The following is a 19805-nucleotide window of genomic DNA, read 5'->3' as shown; positions in this document are numbered from 1 at the left end:
CCGCCAGGTGAGGCCGATGCCGAGAAGCCATTCCCCGCTCCTGCCCCCATGGCCGAGACGCGGCGGCAGACGCCAGTGGCCGCAAGGAGCGCGGCGACCCACTGGGGACGTGGACCCGTCACGCGCGACACCGCCCCTGCCGCCCCTGCCCGGCCGAAAACACGGTGCGATACGTGACCATGGGCCCCTCCCCCGTGGTGGATTCCGTCACCGGACGGCCCGTGCCCACGGTCGACCTGTACGACCTGGACCAAGTGCTCGACGACGGCGTCACGGGGCTGATGCTCTCCCTCGACTGCGACCCGCTCCATCTGGAGCGGCGGCGCGAGCTGCTGGAGGACTTCGTGCGCCGCGGGGGCCGGATCCTCGTCAACGGGCACGCACGCCTCCCCTTCCTGCCGGGGCTCGCCCCGTGGCGCGCCATCGACCACCACGGCCCGGAGGATCTGCGGATCACGTCCGTGACGCCGCATCCCATCTGGGAGGGGGTCGAATTCCACGAACTGCTCTTCCGTACCGCTGTCCCCGCCACTCCCGTCGGGCAGGAACTCGCTCGGGTCGGCGTCACCGGCTTCTACGGCCGCGGCTACCACACGCGCGTCCCCGAGGAGGGAACCGTCCTCAACGGGATCGGCCCACGCGTTGCGGCCGTCTGGCGAAACTCCGATCGTGGCCGTCGACACCACGTACGCCGCCTCGTCGAGGCGCACCTTGATCAACCGTCAACTCTGTTTTGGTGGTACTGGTTCACTGACCCGAAGCGGATGGAAAGGGCCGACTTCCCGCTCGGCCACGCGGCGTACCACGACGAAGGAGTCCGGCTCATGCCCGATGACGAGCGACCGGAAGCACTCTTGATCGGAGGACGAGCCGGAGTCGGAAAGACCACCGCCGGGTGGGAGGTCTCGGTGCAACTCCAAGCCGCACAGATCGCCCATGCCCTGGTCGAAGGCGACAACCTGGACCAGATCTTCCCCGCACCCCCGGAAGACCCGTCCCGCTCCCGGATCACAGAGTCGAACCTGGCCGCCGTGTGGCGCAACTACTCCGCCCTCGGGTGCCGAAGGCTGATCTACACGAACACGGTCTCCGTCCTCGAACCCGACCTGATCGCCCGGGCCTTGGGCGGCACCGCGCGCATCGTCGCAGTGCTGCTGACCGCGAACGACGCCACCGCCCGGCAGCGTCTGAGCGGCCGCGAGATCGGCAGCCAACTCGACGCCCACCTGACCCGCAGCGCGAGAATGGCCGTCCATCTGGAGAACACCGCACCGGCGTGGGTCCATCGCATCCCCACCGACGGACGCAACACCGTCGACATCGCCCGCGACATCATCACCGCAACGGGCTGGGCAACCCATCATGCCGAGAAAGCAGGTCTCGAACGACAACCGGAGTATTGGGCTGCAGGACCGGATATCGCATGACCCAGATCCGTCCCTCACCGGAACGGGTGCTGGGACCACGATTGCAACACCCGGCCGTGCTGCCCGGCAGAGCGAAGCGGCCGAGGGGGTCTCGCCCGCGTTCCTCCGGACTCGATGACCAGCTTCTTCACGATGCCGGGGATGGTCCGGGCTGTGCCTCAGACTGTCGGGTCCCAGAGCCCACCGGCCTTGCCGCGGGCGAGATGCTCGGCGTAGACGCCGACCTTCCAGGTGATGACGGACCGGCACTCCTCCAGCGCCTGGATCTGTGCGTCGACACGTTGTCGATGGGCATCGAGCAGTCGCAGGCGCTCTGCCTCGTTGCCCGGACCTTGCCGTACCAGTTCGGCGAAGTGCTTGAGGTCAGCGAGCGGCATACCGGATTCGCGGAGCTTGACGCAGATCAGCAGCCAGTCGACGTCGAAGGACGTGTAGCGCCGCCTGCCGCCCGACGTGCGTCGGACCGGCCCGACCAGCAGACCTTCGCGCTCGTAGAAGCGCAGGGCGTGCACGCTCAGTCCGGTTCGTTCGGCCACCTCGCCGATGCTCAGCGACAGCGCGGCAGCCTCGGTGGTCGTCATGCCGCTCACTCCTGGACTTGATCTAGACCTTGCTCCAGATCGTAGCGTCGGAGGCATGACCATTACTGATCAGCAGCCGCTCGGCTCACCTTTCTCCGCTGCCTCCCCCGCCGAGGACATCGTGGCCGACCGCGACCTTTCCGGCATGACCGCTGTGGTGACCGGGGGCTACTCCGGGCTCGGTCTGGAGACCACCCGGGCTCTGACGGCCGCCGGGGCCCGGGTCATCGTTCCGGCCCGCCGTCCCCACATCGCCCGCGCCGCTCTCCAGGAGGTGAAGGACTGCGAGGTCATCCCCATGGACCTGGCCGACCTCGGCAGCGTCCGCTCGGCCGCCGCGCACATCAGCGACTGTCTCGACCGGCTCGACCTCCTGATGGCCGTCGCGGGAGTCATGGCCACCCCGGATCGGCGTGTCGGACCCGGCTGGGAAAGCCAGCTCACCATCAACCACTTCGGGCATTTCACACTCGCCTGCGAGCTCTACCCGCTCCTGGCCGCCGCAGGCGGCGCGCGCGTGATCGTCAACAGCTCCGCCGGACACACCCTGACCGCCATCCGCCGGCACGACCCGCACTTCCGCACCGGCTACGACAAGTGGCTGGCCTACGGTCAGTCCAAGACCGCGAACGCCCTGTTCGCCGTACACCTCGACGCCCTCGGGCACAACGACGGCGTCCGCGCGTTCGCACTCCACCCAGGCAAGATCATCACCGGTCTCCAGCGCGAGATGCCGCTTCAGGAGCAGATCGACCGGGGCTGGGTGGACGAGCACGGCAACGTGATCGGCGCCGACTTCAAGTCCCCCTCCCAGGGCGCCGCCACCGGCCTGTGGGCCGCCACGTCCCTGCTCCTCGACGGCCGCGGCGGGCTCTATCTGGAGGACTGCGACGTCGCCCGCGTCTCCGCCCCGGACCAGCCCATGGACGACGGCGGCGTCCGCGCGTACGCCATCGACCCCGACGAGGCCGCCCGGCTCTGGGACCTGTCCGTCGCCGCGACCGGCGCCACGCCGATCCTCCGATGAACGCGTGGTCCGTACATGCCGCACTGTCTTCCGCTGCGGCGTTCACTGCGGTAGGAGTCGCCCGTGAGAGACCGCTCCCCGAGGACGGGGCGGCGTGGCGGTCTCCTACAGTGTGTGATCGTGCTCTATGGCAGATCTGCGGAAATCGGCGCGCTGGACGAGGTGATCGCGCGGGCTCGCGCCGGCGTCGGCGGAGCGGTGGTGTTGCGGGGTGGTGCAGGCGTCGGCAAGACGGCTCTTCTCGACACGGCGGCCGTGCGAGGCAGCGCGATGCGCGTGCTGCGGACCACCGGCGTCGAGGCCGAGTCCGACCTGGCGTTCGCCGCGCTGCACCAGGTGCTGTCGCCGGTGACCGGCTCGCTGGACGCGCTTCCCGTACCGCAGCGCGACGCTGTGCGCGCCGCGCTGGGGCTTGCCGCCGGAGGTGACGGCGATCGGTACTTGCTGGGCGCGGGCGTGCTGTCGTTGCTGGCCGAGGCCGCCGCTCCGGACGGGCTGCTCTGTGTGGTCGACGACTTCCAGTGGGCCGACCGGGCCTCGGCCGACGCACTGCTGTTTGCCGCAAGACGGCTGGGGACAGAGAAGATCGCGATGTTGTTCGCCGTGCGCGGGGACGCTCCGGTCAAGGGTGTGCCCTTGACGGTGGAGGTGCGTGGCCTGCCCGGAGCCGCAGCGACCGAGATGCTGGCGTCCCGCTGGGATGTGCCGCCCGGTGTGGCGCGCGAACTCGTCACACTGACCGGCGCGAACCCGCTCGCCCTCGGAGAGATCGCCGCCCGCCTGACGCCGGCACAGCTCACGGGGCGCGAACCGCTGCCCGACCCGCTGCCCGGTGGCGTCCGGCTGTTCGGTGATCAGGTGACCGCGTTGTCCGCCTCTGCCCGGCTGCTCGCCCTGGTCGCCGCGGTGGAGGCCGACCTCGGCCTGGTTCTGCGCGCCGCCGGCCGGCTGTCCGCCGATGGAACGGTACGGCCCGGGGAGAACACCGGGGCCTGGACCGGGCGGATGGCGATGGCCGAGCTGGAGGAGTCCGGGCTTGCGGAACTCTCGGGCGTGCGTGTCCACTTCCGCCATCCGCTCGTCCGGTCGGCGGTGTATGAGGCGGCCACCGCCGCCGAGATCCGCCGGGTGCACGGCATGCTGGCGGGGCTGGCCGAGGGTGACCGTCGCGCCTGGCACCTGGCCGGAGCCGCGATGGGCCAGGACGAGCGGGTCGCTGCCGAGCTGGTGGCGGCCGCGGAGCGGGCGCGTGACCGCGGTGGGTACGGCACCGCCGCTACCGCCCTGGCCAGGGCCGCCGAGCTGACGCCCGAGCCGCACGCCCGTGCCGTCCGTCTGAAGGACGCCGCCGTCATGGCCTGGCTCGGTGGCCGCCCGGGGCAGGCGGAGTCGCTGCTGGCCGAGGCACGCGACCTGGCCGGCGCCGACGCCCACCTCATCATGGAGATCGCCCGGCTGCGCGGCCGGTTCGAGCTGAACTCGGGCAACGCCGCCGAGGCCGTACGGATCCTTGCGGCGGGCGACAGCCTGGACATGCTGGCCGATGCTGTGGAAGCCGCCTCGTACGTCGGTGACACGGCGGCCGTCGTCGAGCTGGGGCGGAGAGCGGCAGCGCACCCCGAGGGGTTCTTGCGCGACACGGTGGCCGGGATCGGTCTGACACTGGACGGCGACGATGCCGGGCCGGGCCTGTTGCGGCGGGCGCTGATGCGGGTCGGTGAGCTGGGGGAGGCTGCGGAGTACCTGTGGGCGGCGGCCGCGGCCAGCCAGCTGGGCGAGTCGGATCTGGCGGCCGAGATGGCCGAGCGGGCCGGACGGGTGGCCAGGGTGTCGGGGATGACCGGGCAGTTGCCGGTCGTGCTGGAGTTCGTCGCGACGGCCGAGCGCATGGCGGGGCGGCTGGACATCAGCCGGGCCATCTCCGAGGAGGCCCTGGAACTGGCCCGCGAGGCCGGATACGAGAACACGGTGGCCGCGCATCTGGCCAACCTGGCGGTGCTGGCGGCGCTGCGCGGCGAGGAGGAGACCTGCGAACGGCAGGCCCGCGAGGCGCTGGCGATCGCCGTGCCGCATCGGGTGGGTTTGCGGGTGGGGGTCGCCGCCTACGCGCTGGCCCTGCTCGACCTGTGCCTGGGACGCTATGTGACGGCGCATGACCGCTTCATGGCCCTCGCCGCGGCGGGACCGGGTGTCGGGCATCCCGCCGTGGTGTGGCGAACGGCGCCGGATCGCGTGGAGGCCGCCGTGGGCGCGGGCGACGAGGTGGGGGCGCGGGCGGTGTTGGAGGCGTACGAGCGGTGGTCCGCGCACGCTGCGACGCCCGAGTCCCGCGCTCTGCTGGCCCGTTGCCGGGGCCTGGCCGAGTCGTCCGAGGACGCCTTCGGCGAGGCCTTGCGGCTGCACACCAACCCGTTCGAGGCGGCCAGGACGGCTCTGCTGCTGGGTGAGCGCCTGCGCCGCGCGCAGCGGCCGGGCGAGGCGCGGGCGCATCTGCGGATGGCATGGGAGACGTTCGAACGGGCGGGCGCAGGACCGTGGGCGAGACGTGCGCAGGGTGAGCTGCGGGCGGCGGGCGGGAGCGGGCAGGTCTCACCCCCGGCCGTGCTCGACGCGCTGACCCCGCAGGAGCTGCGTATCGCGGGCCTGGTCGCCGACGGATTGTCGAGCAAGCAGATCGCTGCCCAGCTGTTCCTGAGTCCGCGCACGGTCGAGTACCACCTGTACAAGATCTATCCGAAGCTCGGCATCGGCTCCCGCACGGAACTGGCGCGACTAGTAGTTCTACAGAAGGCGCCCGTAACGGATTCGGACATGCTCTGAGACATGAATGAAGTGAACATCTGGAGTGAAGAGTTCGGCGCCGTGACGGACGCGCCGATCCTGTTGATCATGGGTTCGATGTCGCAGGGCGTCCTGTGGCCGGACGAGTTCGTCGGCCGCCTTGTCTCCGGTGGCCGCCGGGTCATCCGGTACGACCACCGTGACACCGGTATGTCGGGCACCGTCGACTTCACGGCGGAGCCGTACACGTGGGACGACATCAAGAACGATGTGTACCGCGTGATGGACGCCCACGGCCTGGAGAGCGCGCACCTGGTCGGCCACTCGGCGGGCGGGCTGCTGGGGCAGTTCGTCGCGGTGGAACGGCCGGAGCGGGTGCGCTCGCTGACCGTCATCGGCTCCTCGCCGCTGGGCGGCGGCGAAGGTCAGGTGATCATGCGGGCTCTGATGGGGCAGCCGCAGCCCGAGGCGAGCCTGCCGGAGCCGGAGCCGGAGTTCACGGCGTTCTACCGTGCGCTCATGGCCGCCCCGGCGCCGGAGGACCGGCGCGCCCGGATCAACGGCATGATCGCCGAACAGCGCGTGCTGCACGGCGCCGGGCTGCCGTTCGACGAGGATGCGGCGCGTCGGCTGCAGGAACGGATCCACGACCGGGCCCGCGACCTGTCGGCGGTGGCCAACCACCGGCTGGCCGCAATGGCCAGGCCGGACTTCGAGCCGGTGGGTGTGCTGCACCAGGTGAAGGCGCCCACGCTGGTCATCGAGGGCAGCCACGAGCCGGCCAAGCCGGGCCACAGCGCGATCATCGCCGAGCAGATCCCCGGGGCGCGGCTGTTGATCGTGGCGGGCATGGGGCACACACTGCCGCCGGAGGTGCACGAGGAACTGGCCGCCGCAGTCCTCGCGCACACGGCCGGGTAACGCCTGCCCCTGGCTGCGTCATCCGTATCGAACCGGCCCACGCGACGGTCCGTGGCGAACGGGGATGCTTCAGCCAGGCTGCCGGGACGGCGCGGCGTGCCGAGGGTGAGGGGTGCGGGGGCCGCGACCCGGTCCCGGCCCGCTCGGTCGCGCGGCTCCAGTCCCGGCTCGACCGGTGGCTCGGTGAACGACGGTCCGAGCAACAGCGGGTACGCGTCGAGGAATTCGGCCCACGCGCGGCGGACGGTCATCCAGGTGCCCATCAGCTTCATGAACTCGTCCGCGCTCGCGGGCGGGGTCTGCTCCATCGCCATCTCGATGAAGCGGTCCCCGCCTTCGCCGAGCAACTTGCGCACCACCGGCCAGGCCGGGGCGAACTCGGTCACGGTGATCCGGCCGTACGCCTCAAGAATCTCGTCCATCCGCGGTACGTCCTGTACCTCGCGCACGTCGTAACCGGCGTCGTGGAGTGCGTCGGCCGCGGTCTCGACGGCTGCGCGAACCGCGGGGTGGACGCCGTGTCCGCCGGGGTCCGCCACGACCGCGACCTTCACCGGCCCGGGGAGCGCTTCGCCGTACGCGGGCACCGGTACGGCCCGCGGGTCTCGTGGATCGGTCCCGGCCAACACCTCGTAAGCCAGCCGCAGGTCGCCCACGCTCCGGGCCAGCAGGCCGTCGGTGACCAGCATCTGGGACGCCGGGCCGGGGTCGTCCAGGCCCAGAATGCGGTGGTCCGCCGGAAATCGTCCCATGGACGGCTTCAGCCCGGCCACACCGCAGAACTGCGCCGGGACGCGCACCGATCCCCCGGAGTCGTTGCCGAGCCCGAGCGCCGCCATGCCCGTGGCCACGGCCACCGCGTCACCTCCGCTGCTGCCGCCGGGGGTTCGGCTGCTGTCCCACGGATTGACCGTGTCGCCGAACAGTTCGCTGCGTGTGTGCATCCCCGCCGGGATCAGGGTGGGCATGTTGCTGTGCCCGATGGGGATGGCCCCGGCCGCGCGCAGCCGCGCCACCGGAGGAGCGTCGGCCGGCGCCACCAGATCGCGGAAGCGTTCGCAGCCGAACGTGGTCGGCACGCCTTCGACGGCGGTGGTCTCCTTCACGGTGAACGGCACGCCCGTGAGCGGCCCCAGCGCTTCGACGAACGCGGCCTCGAGGGCGTGACCCTGCGCGACGTCGCCGCCCGCGCGCAGGTGTCCATGGGCGCCGTTCAACGGTGATTCCGCACCAAGGAGGAGATGCTCGTATTCGCTCTCGGGCACATCGGCGAGCGAATCAGCGGGCGCGTACGGGCCCACCTCGTCAGGAGCCCTGCCCAGTCGGCCGACACCACCCTGGGCCATGCCGCCGCCGAGGTCTCACTGCTCAGGGAAGAGCACCGCGCCGAGGCGAGGGTCTGGCTCGCCTTCGTCGCACAGGCGGCTGTCAGCAAGGCGCTCGCCAAGGTGCTGCAGACGAACTACGCAGCCCTGCAGGAGGCGTTCACCCGCCTCATCTCGGAAGCCGGCACCGCGTCCCTCGACCCACAACGGGAGGCCCGCACCCTCCTGGCCCTCGCGGACGGCCTCACCACACACGTCCTCATCGGCCACCTCACCCCGCAAGAGGCCTACGACGTCCTTCACGCGCATCTGGCCCTCCTCCGGGAGCAACCGGCCCGGCCTCCTCGCTCCCATGAGGACCGGACCGAGCGAGGCGAAGAAGCAACAGGCGAATAGCGACAGGCGGGTACCGCCGCCCGTGTTCAGCATCCGCCGCACCCGGGGGCAAGCACGCCGGTGAGCCCGGTGATCACCTCCGGGGGCGACTCGAAGTACCCGCGAACGCTCTCAGGCCTCCCGCGCCGCGACTTCCCCATCGGTATCGACCGGTTCTCCCGGCCTCCCGTAGGTGGGTCAGACCGGTTGGGTCGAGCGCGTGCCGCCATTGATGGCCGTCACGGAGGCCCACACGCTGCCCGCGAGCCAGGGGTGCGACTGCCGAGTGCGGAGGTTCCGGCAGTGCGAGTACGAGTTGCTTGGAGACCACTCTCCAAGCAACTCGTGACAGCAGCCGTCCGTACCGGAAGGCGACCGCCGACGATTGGGTACGGTCAGGTCTTGTTCGTGAACAGTCGATCGAGGTGCTGGTCGACAGCGGTCAAGGCCTCTTGGGGCTCGATCACGCCCAGTTCGATGAGCGGGGTCAAGCCGGTGAGCGTCAGGAGCAGGTTGGCCTCTGTCGCCGGGTCGCGATCGGGGCCGATGCGACCATCGGTGATCGACTGGCGGACGATCCGCTCGACGAGGTCGCGGCCGTGAGCCAGCCCGTCACGTGCGCGTGCATGGATGTTCGCGTCGTGCAGCGCCTCCAGGACGTAGGCGGCGCTCATCCGGCTCGTCGCGCGCGCGTCGGGATGCAGCGGGAGCATCTCCGTAAGCATCACCCGGAGCATGTCACGGGGGTGCGGCAGGTTGCCGAGTTCCCTGACGCCTTCGGCGACGCGCAGCGATGTCTGTTCGGACGCGAAGTCCATGGCGAAGACCAACATCTCTTCCCGGGTGGCGAAGTAGTGCTGCACCGCGCCGTGGGAGATGCCCGCTTCCTGGGCCACTTCGCGGACGCTCGCATGCGCGATGCCGCGTTGTTCCACTACGCGCCACAGCGCTCGGGCGATCGTCTCGCGGCGTTCGCGGTGATCCACCTGCTTGGGCATCGTCGCCTCCCTTGTTTCAATACAGTTGACATATTACAGCTGACAGGTAAAAGCTGGGAGTCCGCTCGCGAAGGAAGGGTGTGGCATGTCCGGACAGCCAGGAGCACGGACTGCGGAGGGCCTCGTCGAAGGGCGCTGGAGGGGGGAGCATGCGGTGTTCCGTGGCATCCCCTATGCTCAGCCGCCGGTCGGACCGCTGCGCTTCCGGGCGCCCGTCCCGGTCAAGAAGTGGGACGGTACGAGGCAGGCGACCGAGTTCGGCCCCGTGGTCCCGCAGGCGGGACCGACGGCCGAGAGCTCGGTCGGGAACGACTGGCTCACCCTCAACGTCAGCACCCCGGCCCTGGGGCCGGCAGGGCTGCCCGTGCTGGTGTGGATCCACGGTGGTGCCTACATCGCGGGGGCCTCCAGCGATCCGATGTACGACCCTGCGGCCCTGACCGGCGCGGGCCTGGTCGTGGTGAGCATCAACTACCGGGTGGCAGCCGAGGGTTTCGCACTTGTCGAGGGCGCCCCGGCCAATCGCGGGTTTCTCGACCAGATCGCGGCCCTGGAATGGGTCCAGCGCAACATCGCCGCTTTCGGCGGGGATCCGGACCGGGTCACCGTAGCGGGACAGTCCGCCGGGGCGGGGTCGATCGCGGCCCTTCTGACGATGAAGAAGGCGCGCGGGTTGTTCCGCAGGGCCATCGTGCACTCGGTGCCGGGATCGCTGTGCACCCGCGCGCTGGCGGAGGAAGTCGCCGCCACGCTCGCGGGCCGGGTCGGCGCGGCGCCTGACGCTGAAGCCCTGTCCGCCATCGACCCCTTGCGCCTTGCCGGCGAGCTCACCGCCCTTGGTGTCGACCTTCCCCGCCACCACGAGAGTTGGGGCCGGCTCTCGCACATCGGTGTCGCCGTGTGCCCGGTCCTCGACGAAGTGGTGCTCACCGAAACGCCCTGGAAGGCGCTGGCCGGCGGCCGTACAGGGGGAATCGAGCTCCTCGTCGGCCACACCCGCGATGAATTCCGGCTGTTCAGCGTCATGATGGGGCGGCTGGGCACCTTCACCGAGGACGAGGCCCGTACGGCCCTGGATCTGTTCGCCCCGGCACCGGACGGCGCCGCCGCCTACCGCGCCGCCTACCCGCGAGCCACCCCCGAAGAACTGCTCGAACTGGTCTACTCCGATGCCCTCTTCCGGATGCCGTCACTGCAGCTGGCCCGGGCGAACCAAGCGGCGGGAGGCACATCGTTTCTCTTCGAGCTGCAACTGGCGGCTCCGGCGTCCGGCGGAGTCCTGGGCGCCTGCCACAGCATCGACGTTCCCCTGGCGTTCGGCACATTGGACAGCCCCGCCGGCCGACAGCTCTTCGGCGACCGGCCAACGCCGGAGGTCTCGGCAGTGTCCCAGGAACTGCAGCGGGGATGGGTCAGCTTCGCCACGACCGGCGCCCCCGGGTGGCCCGCCCACCGGCCCGAGCGACAGTTGACGCGTGTCCTGGATATCGAGTCGAAGACCTTGCCCTACCCGGAAGAGGCCTCTCGCCAGATCTGGGAGCGCCACGGCCCGGCCCCCTTCGACCTCACCTAGGTCCTCTCGTTTGCCTGGATCCGGACTGGTCGTGGTACGCGATCGACTCCGTCACAATCCGGGCGGAAGAAGGGGGCTTCTGCCGGGACCGAATCCGACCGGCCGTGGCACGTGGGGATCGAAAATCCATCTGGTCACCGACCGGGGCGGACGGCCGCTGCCGCCTCGCCAAGAAGACCACTCGCAATCCCACCAGAACTGCCACTCGCGAAGCTGCATGAGCTCCTCGTGATACGTGGACCAGTCCAGCTCGGGGAGCTCATGGAAGATGTCCGGGCAGGCGAGGTGGTGCTCCGCGGCCAGGACACGGGCCTGGCGGGCGCCCGTCGGCTGAGCAGCGACCGAGAGATACAGGCTTCCGTGTCCAAGGCCCACGACACGGACACCGAACCGGTGCTCCCAGGAGCGCAGCACTGCCGACAGTTCCTGCGCAGTGATTCGTCATGCCCAGCCAGCCGGGGGCAGCGGGTGCGTCAGCGCCCCGCGCGACCTGGACGAGTGCGAGACACCGGGCCCGGCCGTCGTGGACGACAGCAGTCGCCACTTCCCCCGCCCACACGTCAGCGTCCGTCACCGCCACGGCCGGCGTCGCGAGACCGGCCCGTCGCTCATCCACACCACCGGATGCGGGTGATGACAGGGCCCTATCAGCTTGCCAGGTGGCAAGTCGTCCAGCAGTTGTCCGAGGACTTCACTCAAAGGCTCGGGCAGGACCGGAATCTACGCGGCACCTCTGACAATCAGCGGAAACGATGTCTCGCGGTCCGGCCCGCGAGAGCGGCCTTGCGCAAGAGCCGCCATCGGCCTCCTCTCGGGAAGCCACGCCCTCCCGAGCCGATCCACAGGATCCGAGCATTGCTCATACGGCCGACCACCGGTTGCACGGAAGCCCCGGGCAACCCGACGGGCGGGAGTGAGTCCCTTCCGGCCGCGGTCACGGGGCCAGAAGCGGGCCAAAGGTCTGCCGTGCGATGGCCTCGGCGCCCGCTTGGTCGACGACCCTGCCGGACACACCGGGGTGGTCGTTCGCCCAGACGCGGGCGGAGGAGGCAGAGGCGAAGAAGTTCAGCGCGTCGCAGCACGCCGTGGCCGCGGGCCCGCCGCCGGGGCGCTGCCCGACGAACACCACTGCCTGCTGCGGCTCCCAGACGGTCACTCCGTCGTGGGTGGTGACGGTGACCGGCTCGCCGGTCACCGGGTCGGTGGAGGAAATGACCACGTCCGCGTTCAGCATCGCGGGGATGCCGAGCGCGTCGACCGCGCACATCGACCACACTTCGGCGCCGCCGCCGATGCGTACGCGGTGACGGGTGGGCACGGCGGAGAAGGGGTAGGCCGCGCTGATCCGTCCGGCCTCGTCCAGGGTCAGGAAGTCCTCGGCGGCAAGCTCGGCCAGCACCTGACCGGACGTACGGCCCGCCGCCGCGGCGACCGGCTCCAGCACGTCCGGCCCAGGAGCCGTACCGACGGTGGCGAAGTGACGCAGCACCGCCTGATGCACCGCACGCAGTCCCCGCTCTGCCGGCGCGCGGCGCCCCCGCCCGGCCCGGCCGACGACGTCGAGAGGGACCGGCTCGCAGCACTCCCCCGGTGCGACGGCCTGGGCCTGGTACGTGCCGCTGAGTGCCTCGCGCAGCGCGGTCACGCTCGGAGCCCCGGCCACCGTGCCGTCCGCGTCCCGGTACAGCCGACACGACACACTGGCCACCGCACCGGCCGGCGCGAACGGATCCACGCCGTCCAGCAGGATCGTCGGCGAGCCGGTCATCCCCAGTTCGGCGGCCCGTGTCTGATCGTGGATCTCCACCAGCTCCACCTCTGCCGCCCGGCCCGCCAACGCGGCAGTGACCCGCTCCATGGCCAGCGGGGCGTTCGGGCATTCCGGCACCGTCAGCACTGTGATCCGCATCCTGCTCATCCTCCCAGTTCATCGTCCTGCCCCGAACGTAGACCTTCCGGTGCAGCGGGAGGTCACGCAGGACATCGGCCCCGGAAATTGCCCACCGTCCCGGCGGCTTCCTGGCCTCCGAGATCCTGAACCATATTGTCGCGACCACAACAGCTGGGTATGCCTCGCACCCGGGCGGGGCTCAGGCCGAGCTGCTGGCCGAGGTCGACCGGCACGGGAGCGACCTCGCCCCGCCCCCGACGGAGTTCCGCAGCCACCGGCAGGGCTCGAGGGCTCCTCGACGATCTCGGGGAACCCTGCGACCCACCACCCGGAGCAGGCGTGACCGTCAAACCTGCTGGCCGGCGGCCGGCTGATCGCGTGAGGATGCCTTCATGCGCCTTCCTCGTGCCTCCGCCCCCGAGCTTCTCCACGTCATCGACCGCTACGTCAAACCGGCGACGCAGGGTGTCGGGCGTTATCTGCACCTGCTGCACGGCAACTTCGCGCGCGACGACGTGAGTGAGCGCACCCCCTTTCTCCGGTCCCTGAGTACTGCCGCCCGGGAGATCACCGACGAAGAACTCGAGATCCTGCTGGAGAGCGAATGGCGCTCCCGGCTCACGGCCGCCTGGCTCATCGGCTTCGACCACCGCGAGCACTTCCGCGACGTCCTCGGCGACCTGCTCCTGGACAGCCGACTCTGCTTCGCCGGCCAGGGCTACTGCTTTGCCCTCGCGCACTTCGGCGCGGCTGAGGACGCCCAGCACCTGACGGCATACCTGGACCGCTACCTCCGACGGCCTGACTGCCAGTACGACCAGCACTGGGCCATCAGCGCGCTCCTCCACATCGACAGTCGTAGCGGAAGCGAATACGCCGCCCGTTTCCTGGCTTCCGGCGGCCTCTGGCACCAGTGGAGCGAGGCCCAGTACAGGCCCTCGCCGCCAAGCCGGTTCATCGACGAACTGTGCGCTCTTGCTGTCGAAGACGCGGCCACCGGAGGCTCCGGACCGGCGCCACAGGAAGGGGGCTGAGCCATGACCGAACCGCGGCGCGTGCCGATGCCCGGCCAGGTCCGGGGCCTGGCGGCACCGGATGCCGACGGGCCGGCTTCGTCACCAGCTACGACGGAAAGAACCTGTCCACCGCCGTGGACATCGCCGGAGAAGTCCTGTGGCGCCGCGCGGTGTTCTGGCGGGACGGCCGCCTGCTCGCTGTCGACGCCGACCTCCACATGAGTGAGCTGTTCGCGCCGGAAGACGAGAAGCGCACTGTGATGAGCAAAAGCATGCTGCTCGGCCGGAGCCAGGTGGCCTTCGCTCTGCACGACGAGCTCTTCCTCCTGCGGTCGACGGACCTGGGACCCTTGGACAACGGCGTCTGACCATGCGCGGACGGCGGTCTTCGCAGGAACCCCGTGACGCATCGGTAGCACCGACCGGCAGCCCAAGGACAGTCGGAGGTACTGACACCTCGTACGGAGCCCGGCCCCCGCATGCCGGTCCCCGCAGAGCGACAGGCCCCGGGATCCGTCCGCTATACGCGGCACTGGCGCCGCGTACACCGATGCAGCGGAGCGTCACCTCTGCGCGAAGGACGGGGCTCCGTCGCCCCATCGCCTACGGGCGCCGGGTTCCCCCGGCCTCGATTCCGGCGAGTTGCGCCGCCGGCACCAGCGTCGGCAGCAGCAGCCGCCAGAACCGCGCCACCGTCGACGTCGAGAGCCAAGCCGAGTCCCGCACCCCGAGCACCTCGAACCCGACGGTCGCGGCCACCACGGCGGTCACCACGTCCTGGACCCCAAAAGCCCCCCGTCGCAGTTCACCTGCGAACTCGGCCTGCTTCAGGGTCTCCTCGGCCCAGCACCGCCAGCGATCGCGCAGATCCAACCGGCACTGGCGGGAGGCCTTGCCACTCAACGCGAAGCCGACCCGCAGCACCACATCGTCGCGCAGTGCGTCGGCGAGTGCATGGGTGACATCGACGAGGAGCTGCACATGGCTGGTCCCGAGTGGCATCGCACTGTTCGTGACGGCCAGCAGCCTGGTGAGCGCCTCCTCCTCGACAACGTCCACCAGGGCGGCCTTGCTTGCGAAGTGAAAGTGCAGCGCCCCGTTGCTCACCCCTGCCCGCGAACTGATCGCGGTGAGCGACGCCGCCGAGAAGCCGTCACGGTCGAAGACCTCGGCCGCAGAACGGATCAGGGTGTCACGCGTACGCGCCGCACGTTCCTGTTTGACCATCAACTGCTCCGTCACTGGCAGAGATTGCCGCGCCTACCGACGGGCAGACACCGACTATAACAAACCGCCCGTGCGGTTTTCGAAAAAACTCTCTACTCGCCCACCAGACCCGGGACCGACCCGCGCCTTCCCTCAGGGGCAGGCGGTTCGAAATGAACGACTCCGCTATTTTCGGGACGACAAGGAGTCAGTAGTACTAGAAATTAAACCGGTTGGTATGTATTTTCAGGCCAAGAAACAGCCCTGAACACACCTTTCACACCGGCCCAGGGGGAGCAATGCCTGCGAGCACGTTCCAGGTCGAACAAACAACGTTCGACAGAGAAATGACAAGAGGAACTAAGGCTTCCACCACCAAGCCCGGCGGCTTCTACCCCAACACTCTGACTATGACCGTTCCCAAAGAACTCGTACACCGGTCCACCGTCGCAGAGGTCATGCTCACCGACTGGAACCGCGTCGACGACACCCACTTCGTCATGTCCGCCGAATGGCCGCGCGGCCACAGCTTCTTCACCCCGGTCGCGGACGGCTACCACGACCCGCTCATAGGCTGCGAGACGGTCCGCCAGATCGGCATACTCCTGGGGCACGCGGAGTTCGGTGTCCCCTTCGGCCACCAGTTCCTCGTCTGGGACCTCGACCTCGCCGTACGTCCACAGCACCTGCGGGTGGGGTGCGGGCCCGCTTCCCTCAGCATCGACGTCCACTGCACGGAGATCAACCGGCGGGGCAGGAACCTGTCGGGGCTGCGCTTCGAGGCGGTCTTCCACCGCGACGGGAACATCGTAGCGACCGGTGGCGGATCCTTCTCCTGCATGGCACCCGCGGTCTACCGGCGGGTTCGCGGCGAGCACATTCCCGGCGGCAACCGGGACCAGCTGCCACTGATCAGCCCTGCGGCCCCGCAAAGCGTGGGGCGCACCTCCCCCATGGACGTCGTGCTCTCCCCCACGAACGAGCAGAATCGATGGCAGTTGCTGCCCGACACTCGCCACCCCGTGCTCTTCGAGCATGCGGTCGACCATGTGCCGGGCATGGTGCTGGTCGAAGCCGCCCGCCAGGCCACCGCGGCAGCCCTCGGCCGGCCCTCCTATCTACCGCTCGCCATCGCGAATGAGTTCAAGCGGTACGTCGAGCTGGACTCCCCGTGCATGATCGAGGCGTCCCCGCTGCCCGGCACCTCCTCCGAAGGTGAACGGAGCGTGCTGGTGACTGCCCACCAAGGCGGCTCGCTGGTGTTCAACTCCACGGTGACCGCCGGGTCGCACGGGATCTGACCGTGGCGAACAGCGACTCAGCCATGCCGAACGGCGGCTGTCCGCCGGGCAGCCGCCGTCTTCCGCCTTCACCGGCGCACCCTCAACGATCCGCGTCCCCGAAGACGCTCAGATGATCGCCCGCCCACCCACGGAAGGTCCGGGCCGGCCGGCCGAGCAGACCGGCGACCGTGCCGTCCACCCCCGCCTTCGCGCCCTCACGGCCGCGCTCCGCGCTCTCCAGCAGCGCCTCCACGATGTCCGCCGGATAGCGCGCGCCCAGCGCGGCACGCGCCTGCTCCAGGCCCAGTTCCTCGAAACGGAGGGGACGGTGCAGCAGTTCGGCGAGCTGGGCCGTCTGCTCGGCCGCGGAAATCGCCTCCGGCCCGGTCAGCGTGTGGACCCTGCCCTCATGGCCGTTCTCGGTGAGGGCGCGTACCGCCACCTCCGCCACGTCACGCGGATCGACGCAGGCGTTGGCCGACGCCCCGTACAGGGCCCGTACGACGTCGTTCGAGCGGATGGATCCCGCCCAGGAGAGCGTGTTGGACATGAACGCGCGGGGCCGCAGCAGGGTCCACTCCATCCCGGAGTCACGCAGCAGGTCCTCGTTGCGGCGCTGCCACCGGGTGATCAGATCCTCGGCCCGGCTGTCCGCGACGGCCGCGGCGGACAGCTTCACCACCCGCCGCACCCCCGCCGCCCCGGCGGCCCGGATGAAGCCCGCGTCGTCGTCCCCGCCGGGGTTGGTCACCAGAAAAACGGTGCGAACCCCACGCAGAACACCCTCCAGCGAGGCCGGATCCAAGAAATCTCCATGGACGATCTCGGCCGCCGCACCCGCTCCCGTGACCCTCCCCGGATCCCTGGCCATGATGCGAACTTCCAGGTCAGACGGGATCCTTCGAACCACTTCCCGCCCGATGGTCCCCGTGGCACCGGTGACAAGAATCATGGATTCACCTCTCTTGTCCGACAATTCCCCGGCCGGTACGGACGAGGACGCGGCCTGTAAGATACGAACTGGACGGTTTCTTTACCGACGTCCCGACGTTCACCACCCTGAGGAGGGAGGAGGCAGAGTGGCTGAGCAGCTACGAGCCATCCGTACCCGTCAGACGATTCTTTCGGCAGCGGCCAAGATCTTCGAGGAACACGGGTACCAAGCGGCCACGATCTCCCAGATCCTCACCGAGGCAGGCGTCACCAAGGGCGCCCTGTATTTTCACTTCCACTCCAAGGAAGACCTGGCTCAGGGCGTTCTCGCCGAGCAGGACCAGCGGATCATCGTCCCTTCCCGCGCCTCCAAGGTTCAGGAGATCGTGGACGTCGTGATGCTCCAGGCCCACCAGCTGCAGACCGACCCCATGGTCCGCGCCGGCGTGCGGCTGACCATGGACCAGCTGGCGCAGAGCCTCGACCGCAGCGGCCCGTTCCTTCGCTGGGCCGAGGTCGGCCTCGACCTGCTCCAAAAAGCGCAGGCTCAGGGGGAGTTGCTGCCCCACATCTCGCCGTCGGAGACGGCCGATGTCATCGTGGGCTCCTTCGCCGGCATCCAGTCCATGTCGCAGGCCGTCTGCGAGTATCGCGACCTGGTCCGCCGGGTCTCCGCACTGACGCGTCACGTGCTGCCCAGCGCGGTGGTGCCCTCCGTGCTCGCCTCGCTCGACCTCTCCGAGGGCCGGGGAGCCGCGGTCTACGAAGAGGCACTGAGGGCGGCCGAGATGCGGGACCTCGTCGAATCGGCCGGCTGAGCGCCGCTCGTGTCTGCGGGGCAGTGTCAAGAGTGCCCCGCAGGCACAGCGCCCTCGACGAAGTACGCCGACAGTGCCTCCCTCAGGTCATGGCCGCCCGACACCCAGGCGATGTAGCCGTCGGGCCGCACCAGCAGCGCGTCGTACGGCACCTCGGCGGTGGGCCGGGCGCGGACCACGTTCAGGATCCCCTCCCACCCCCGGGCCGCCTCCCGGTGGCGGTCGCCCTCCTCGCCGATAAGCAGCAGCAGCGGCCTGCCCTCGCACAACAGCCCGATCACATCCGTCTCGCCGTCCGCCGTGCTGAGCACCGCATTGCGCAGAAACGTTCCCGTCGCCCCGCCGGAGGGCCCACCGATCCGGTCCGGGAGCACCGTGTCCTGTGCGCTGATCAGACCGGCGAGATACCCGTGTTCACTGCCTGCTGACAGAACTCCGGTGAACACGCCGCGCAGCGCGTCGAGTTCAGGACCGGGACGCATCAGCGCGAGCTGGGCCTGCGTCTGGTCGATGACCCGCCGGGCGACGGGACGGCGCTCGAGGTCGTAGGTGTCGAGCAGACCCGCGTCCGCCGATCCGTGCACTGTCAGCGCGAGCTTCCAGCCCAGGTTCAGGGCATCGAGCACACCGGTGCTGAGGCCCTGCCCCCCGATCGGGAAGTGGACGTGTGCCGCGTCACCCACCAGGAAGACCCGCCCCGCGCGGAAGGCTCGGGCCAGCCGCGCGAAGTCGCTGAACCTGCTGAGCCAGCGCGGCCCGTCCATCGCGATCTCGCGGCCGGCGATCCAGGACACCTCGTGGCGCAACTCCTCCAAGGTGGGCGGCAGTTGCCGGTCCGGGTGCGCACCGTCGCAGTTCAGGGTGCGGATGTGCGTCCTGCCCTCCGCATCGAGCTTGGCCACGATCCAGCCGCGCTCGGTGCGGTGCCAGCCCTTGGGAAGCTCGTCCGGCCGCGCGAGCGTGACGGCCCCCATGAGCGCGGACACCGTCGCCGGGTGGGTTTCGGAGGCAATGCCCACCTGGTCACGGACCGTGCTGCGGGCCCCGTCCGCCCCTACCACGTACTCGGCGAAGCAGACCGTGGCCCCCTGCGGCCCCTCGGCCACGACCCGTACCCCGTCGCCCTTCTGAACGATCTCAAGCACCTGGTGCTCGCGCAGGATCCGGGCCCCGGCCGCCCGTGCCCGCGCCTCGAAGTGCCGCTCCAGCTCCGCCTGGGGGCACTTGAGGATCGGCTCGGGTTCACGTGCGGGAGCAGTGATGGTCAGTCCGGGCAGGCCCGCGAAGTGGAACGGGCTCTCCGACGCGCCTTCGGTGTACGGGTACCCCTGCCCCGGCAGGTGACCGCGACGTGCCAGGGTCTGCACCGCCCGGGCGTGCAGCGTGGTCGCCTTGGGCTGCTCGGACACATCGGCCCGTGCTTCCAGGAGCACGGTGTCGACTCCGTACCCGGCCAGTTCGGCGGCAAGCAGCATGCCGACCGGCCCCCCACCGACCACCACGACCTGTACCCGTATCGGGCTCTCCCCCTGCACAGCGACGCCTCCCCTGGCTTAGGACCATCAGCCGAAGGAAATATACCGGACGGACTGTTTCCGATCCATCCGCCAGGGCCATCTGCCCAGAGGTACGCGCCCAGCACGGTGGGCG

The 19805-nt window shown here is 70.0% G+C and carries 15 protein-coding genes and 4 pseudogenes; 11 read left to right on the top strand and 8 right to left on the bottom strand.

Annotated elements, in window-relative coordinates; all coding sequences use genetic code 11:
- The first annotated feature begins 824 nt into the window (after positions 1–824).
- Positions 825–1427, top strand: coding sequence for a hypothetical protein (locus ACWCPY_RS23515; protein ID WP_451268019.1), 603 nt, complete (start codon positions 825–827; stop codon positions 1425–1427).
- A gap of 158 nt (positions 1428–1585) precedes the next feature.
- On the opposite strand, the gene ACWCPY_RS23510 is transcribed toward ACWCPY_RS23515, so the two are convergent.
- Positions 1586–2008 carry a MerR family transcriptional regulator gene (locus ACWCPY_RS23510; RefSeq protein ID WP_451267931.1) on the bottom strand — a complete coding sequence of 141 codons (423 nt, stop codon included), beginning with the start codon at positions 2006–2008 and terminating at the stop codon, positions 1586–1588.
- 55 nt (positions 2009–2063) lie between these two features.
- Here ACWCPY_RS23510 and ACWCPY_RS23505 point away from each other — a divergent pair, with 55 nt between their 5' ends.
- The 3 genes from ACWCPY_RS23505 (at position 2064) to ACWCPY_RS23495 (ending at position 6737) form a co-directional block, all read left to right on the top strand.
- The gene (locus ACWCPY_RS23505; protein WP_451267929.1) at positions 2064–3035 is read left to right on the top strand and encodes an SDR family NAD(P)-dependent oxidoreductase; all 972 of its coding nucleotides are present in this window, start codon (positions 2064–2066) and stop codon (positions 3033–3035) included.
- 120 nt (positions 3036–3155) lie between these two features.
- On the top strand, positions 3156–5855 hold the full coding sequence (locus ACWCPY_RS23500) for a LuxR C-terminal-related transcriptional regulator (protein ID WP_451267927.1): 2700 nt from the start codon (positions 3156–3158) through the stop codon (positions 5853–5855).
- A 3-nt stretch (positions 5856–5858) separates the two neighbouring features.
- On the top strand, positions 5859–6737 hold the full coding sequence (locus tag ACWCPY_RS23495) for an alpha/beta hydrolase (RefSeq protein WP_451267925.1): 879 nt from the start codon (positions 5859–5861) through the stop codon (positions 6735–6737).
- 119 nt (positions 6738–6856) lie between these two features.
- On the opposite strand, the pseudogene ACWCPY_RS23490 reads toward ACWCPY_RS23495, so the two are convergent.
- A pseudogene (locus ACWCPY_RS23490) lies at positions 6857–7879 on the bottom strand (amidase); the annotation flags it as partial.
- Here ACWCPY_RS23490 and ACWCPY_RS23485 point away from each other — a divergent pair.
- Positions 7880–8458 (top strand): annotated as a pseudogene (locus ACWCPY_RS23485) (TetR/AcrR family transcriptional regulator); the annotation flags it as partial. It lies immediately after the preceding pseudogene.
- A gap of 374 nt (positions 8459–8832) precedes the next feature.
- Here the strand turns inward: ACWCPY_RS23485 and ACWCPY_RS23480 are convergent.
- Positions 8833–9435 carry a TetR/AcrR family transcriptional regulator gene (locus tag ACWCPY_RS23480; protein ID WP_451267923.1) on the bottom strand — a complete coding sequence of 201 codons (603 nt, stop codon included), beginning with the start codon at positions 9433–9435 and terminating at the stop codon, positions 8833–8835.
- Positions 9436–9520: 85 nt separating this feature from the next.
- Between ACWCPY_RS23480 and ACWCPY_RS23475 the strand changes: the two genes are divergently transcribed.
- Both ACWCPY_RS23475 and ACWCPY_RS23470 read left to right on the top strand, forming a co-directional pair.
- Positions 9521–11008: a carboxylesterase/lipase family protein gene (locus tag ACWCPY_RS23475; protein WP_451267921.1), complete on the top strand. Its 1488-nt coding sequence runs from the start codon at positions 9521–9523 to the stop codon at positions 11006–11008.
- A 23-nt stretch (positions 11009–11031) separates the two neighbouring features.
- Positions 11032–11168: pseudogene (locus ACWCPY_RS23470) on the top strand (IS5/IS1182 family transposase); the annotation flags it as partial.
- An 86-nt stretch (positions 11169–11254) separates the two neighbouring features.
- On the opposite strand, the pseudogene ACWCPY_RS23465 reads toward ACWCPY_RS23470, so the two are convergent.
- Positions 11255–11383 (bottom strand): annotated as a pseudogene (locus tag ACWCPY_RS23465) (DUF4253 domain-containing protein); the annotation flags it as partial.
- 559 nt (positions 11384–11942) lie between these two features.
- On the bottom strand, positions 11943–12917 hold the full coding sequence (gene merB / locus ACWCPY_RS23460) for an organomercurial lyase (RefSeq protein WP_451267919.1): 975 nt from the start codon (positions 12915–12917) through the stop codon (positions 11943–11945).
- A gap of 374 nt (positions 12918–13291) precedes the next feature.
- Between merB and ACWCPY_RS23455 the strand changes: the two genes are divergently transcribed.
- Complete coding sequence (locus tag ACWCPY_RS23455; protein ID WP_451267917.1) at positions 13292–13933, top strand: DUF6000 family protein; 642 nt, start codon at positions 13292–13294, stop codon at positions 13931–13933.
- A gap of 116 nt (positions 13934–14049) precedes the next feature.
- Positions 14050–14283, top strand: a complete 234-nt coding sequence (locus ACWCPY_RS23450; protein WP_451267915.1) for a hypothetical protein — start codon at positions 14050–14052, stop codon at positions 14281–14283.
- A 235-nt stretch (positions 14284–14518) separates the two neighbouring features.
- On the opposite strand, the gene ACWCPY_RS23445 is transcribed toward ACWCPY_RS23450, so the two are convergent.
- Entirely contained in the window at positions 14519–15157 is a 639-nt protein-coding gene (locus tag ACWCPY_RS23445; protein ID WP_451267913.1) for a ScbR family autoregulator-binding transcription factor, read from the bottom strand.
- 374 nt (positions 15158–15531) lie between these two features.
- On the opposite strand from ACWCPY_RS23445, the gene ACWCPY_RS23440 reads away from it, so the two are divergent.
- Positions 15532–16422 carry a ScbA/BarX family gamma-butyrolactone biosynthesis protein gene (locus ACWCPY_RS23440; RefSeq protein ID WP_451267911.1) on the top strand — a complete coding sequence of 297 codons (891 nt, stop codon included), beginning with the start codon at positions 15532–15534 and terminating at the stop codon, positions 16420–16422.
- 82 nt (positions 16423–16504) lie between these two features.
- On the opposite strand, the gene ACWCPY_RS23435 is transcribed toward ACWCPY_RS23440, so the two are convergent.
- Entirely contained in the window at positions 16505–17356 is an 852-nt protein-coding gene (locus ACWCPY_RS23435; RefSeq protein WP_451267909.1) for an SDR family oxidoreductase, read from the bottom strand.
- Positions 17357–17483: 127 nt separating this feature from the next.
- Here ACWCPY_RS23435 and ACWCPY_RS23430 point away from each other — a divergent pair, with 127 nt between their 5' ends.
- On the top strand, positions 17484–18155 hold the full coding sequence (locus tag ACWCPY_RS23430; RefSeq protein ID WP_451267908.1) for a ScbR family autoregulator-binding transcription factor: 672 nt from the start codon (positions 17484–17486) through the stop codon (positions 18153–18155).
- A gap of 26 nt (positions 18156–18181) precedes the next feature.
- Here the strand turns inward: ACWCPY_RS23430 and ACWCPY_RS23425 are convergent, their stop codons facing one another.
- Positions 18182–19690, bottom strand: coding sequence for an FAD-dependent monooxygenase (locus ACWCPY_RS23425; protein ID WP_451267906.1), 1509 nt, complete (start codon positions 19688–19690; stop codon positions 18182–18184).
- Positions 19691–19805 lie beyond the last annotated feature (115 nt).

Source organism: Streptomyces sp. NPDC002403, from assembly GCF_053593015.1.
Note: the sequence above shows the minus strand (reverse complement) of the source record. Positions and strands in the feature narration are given on the sequence as shown.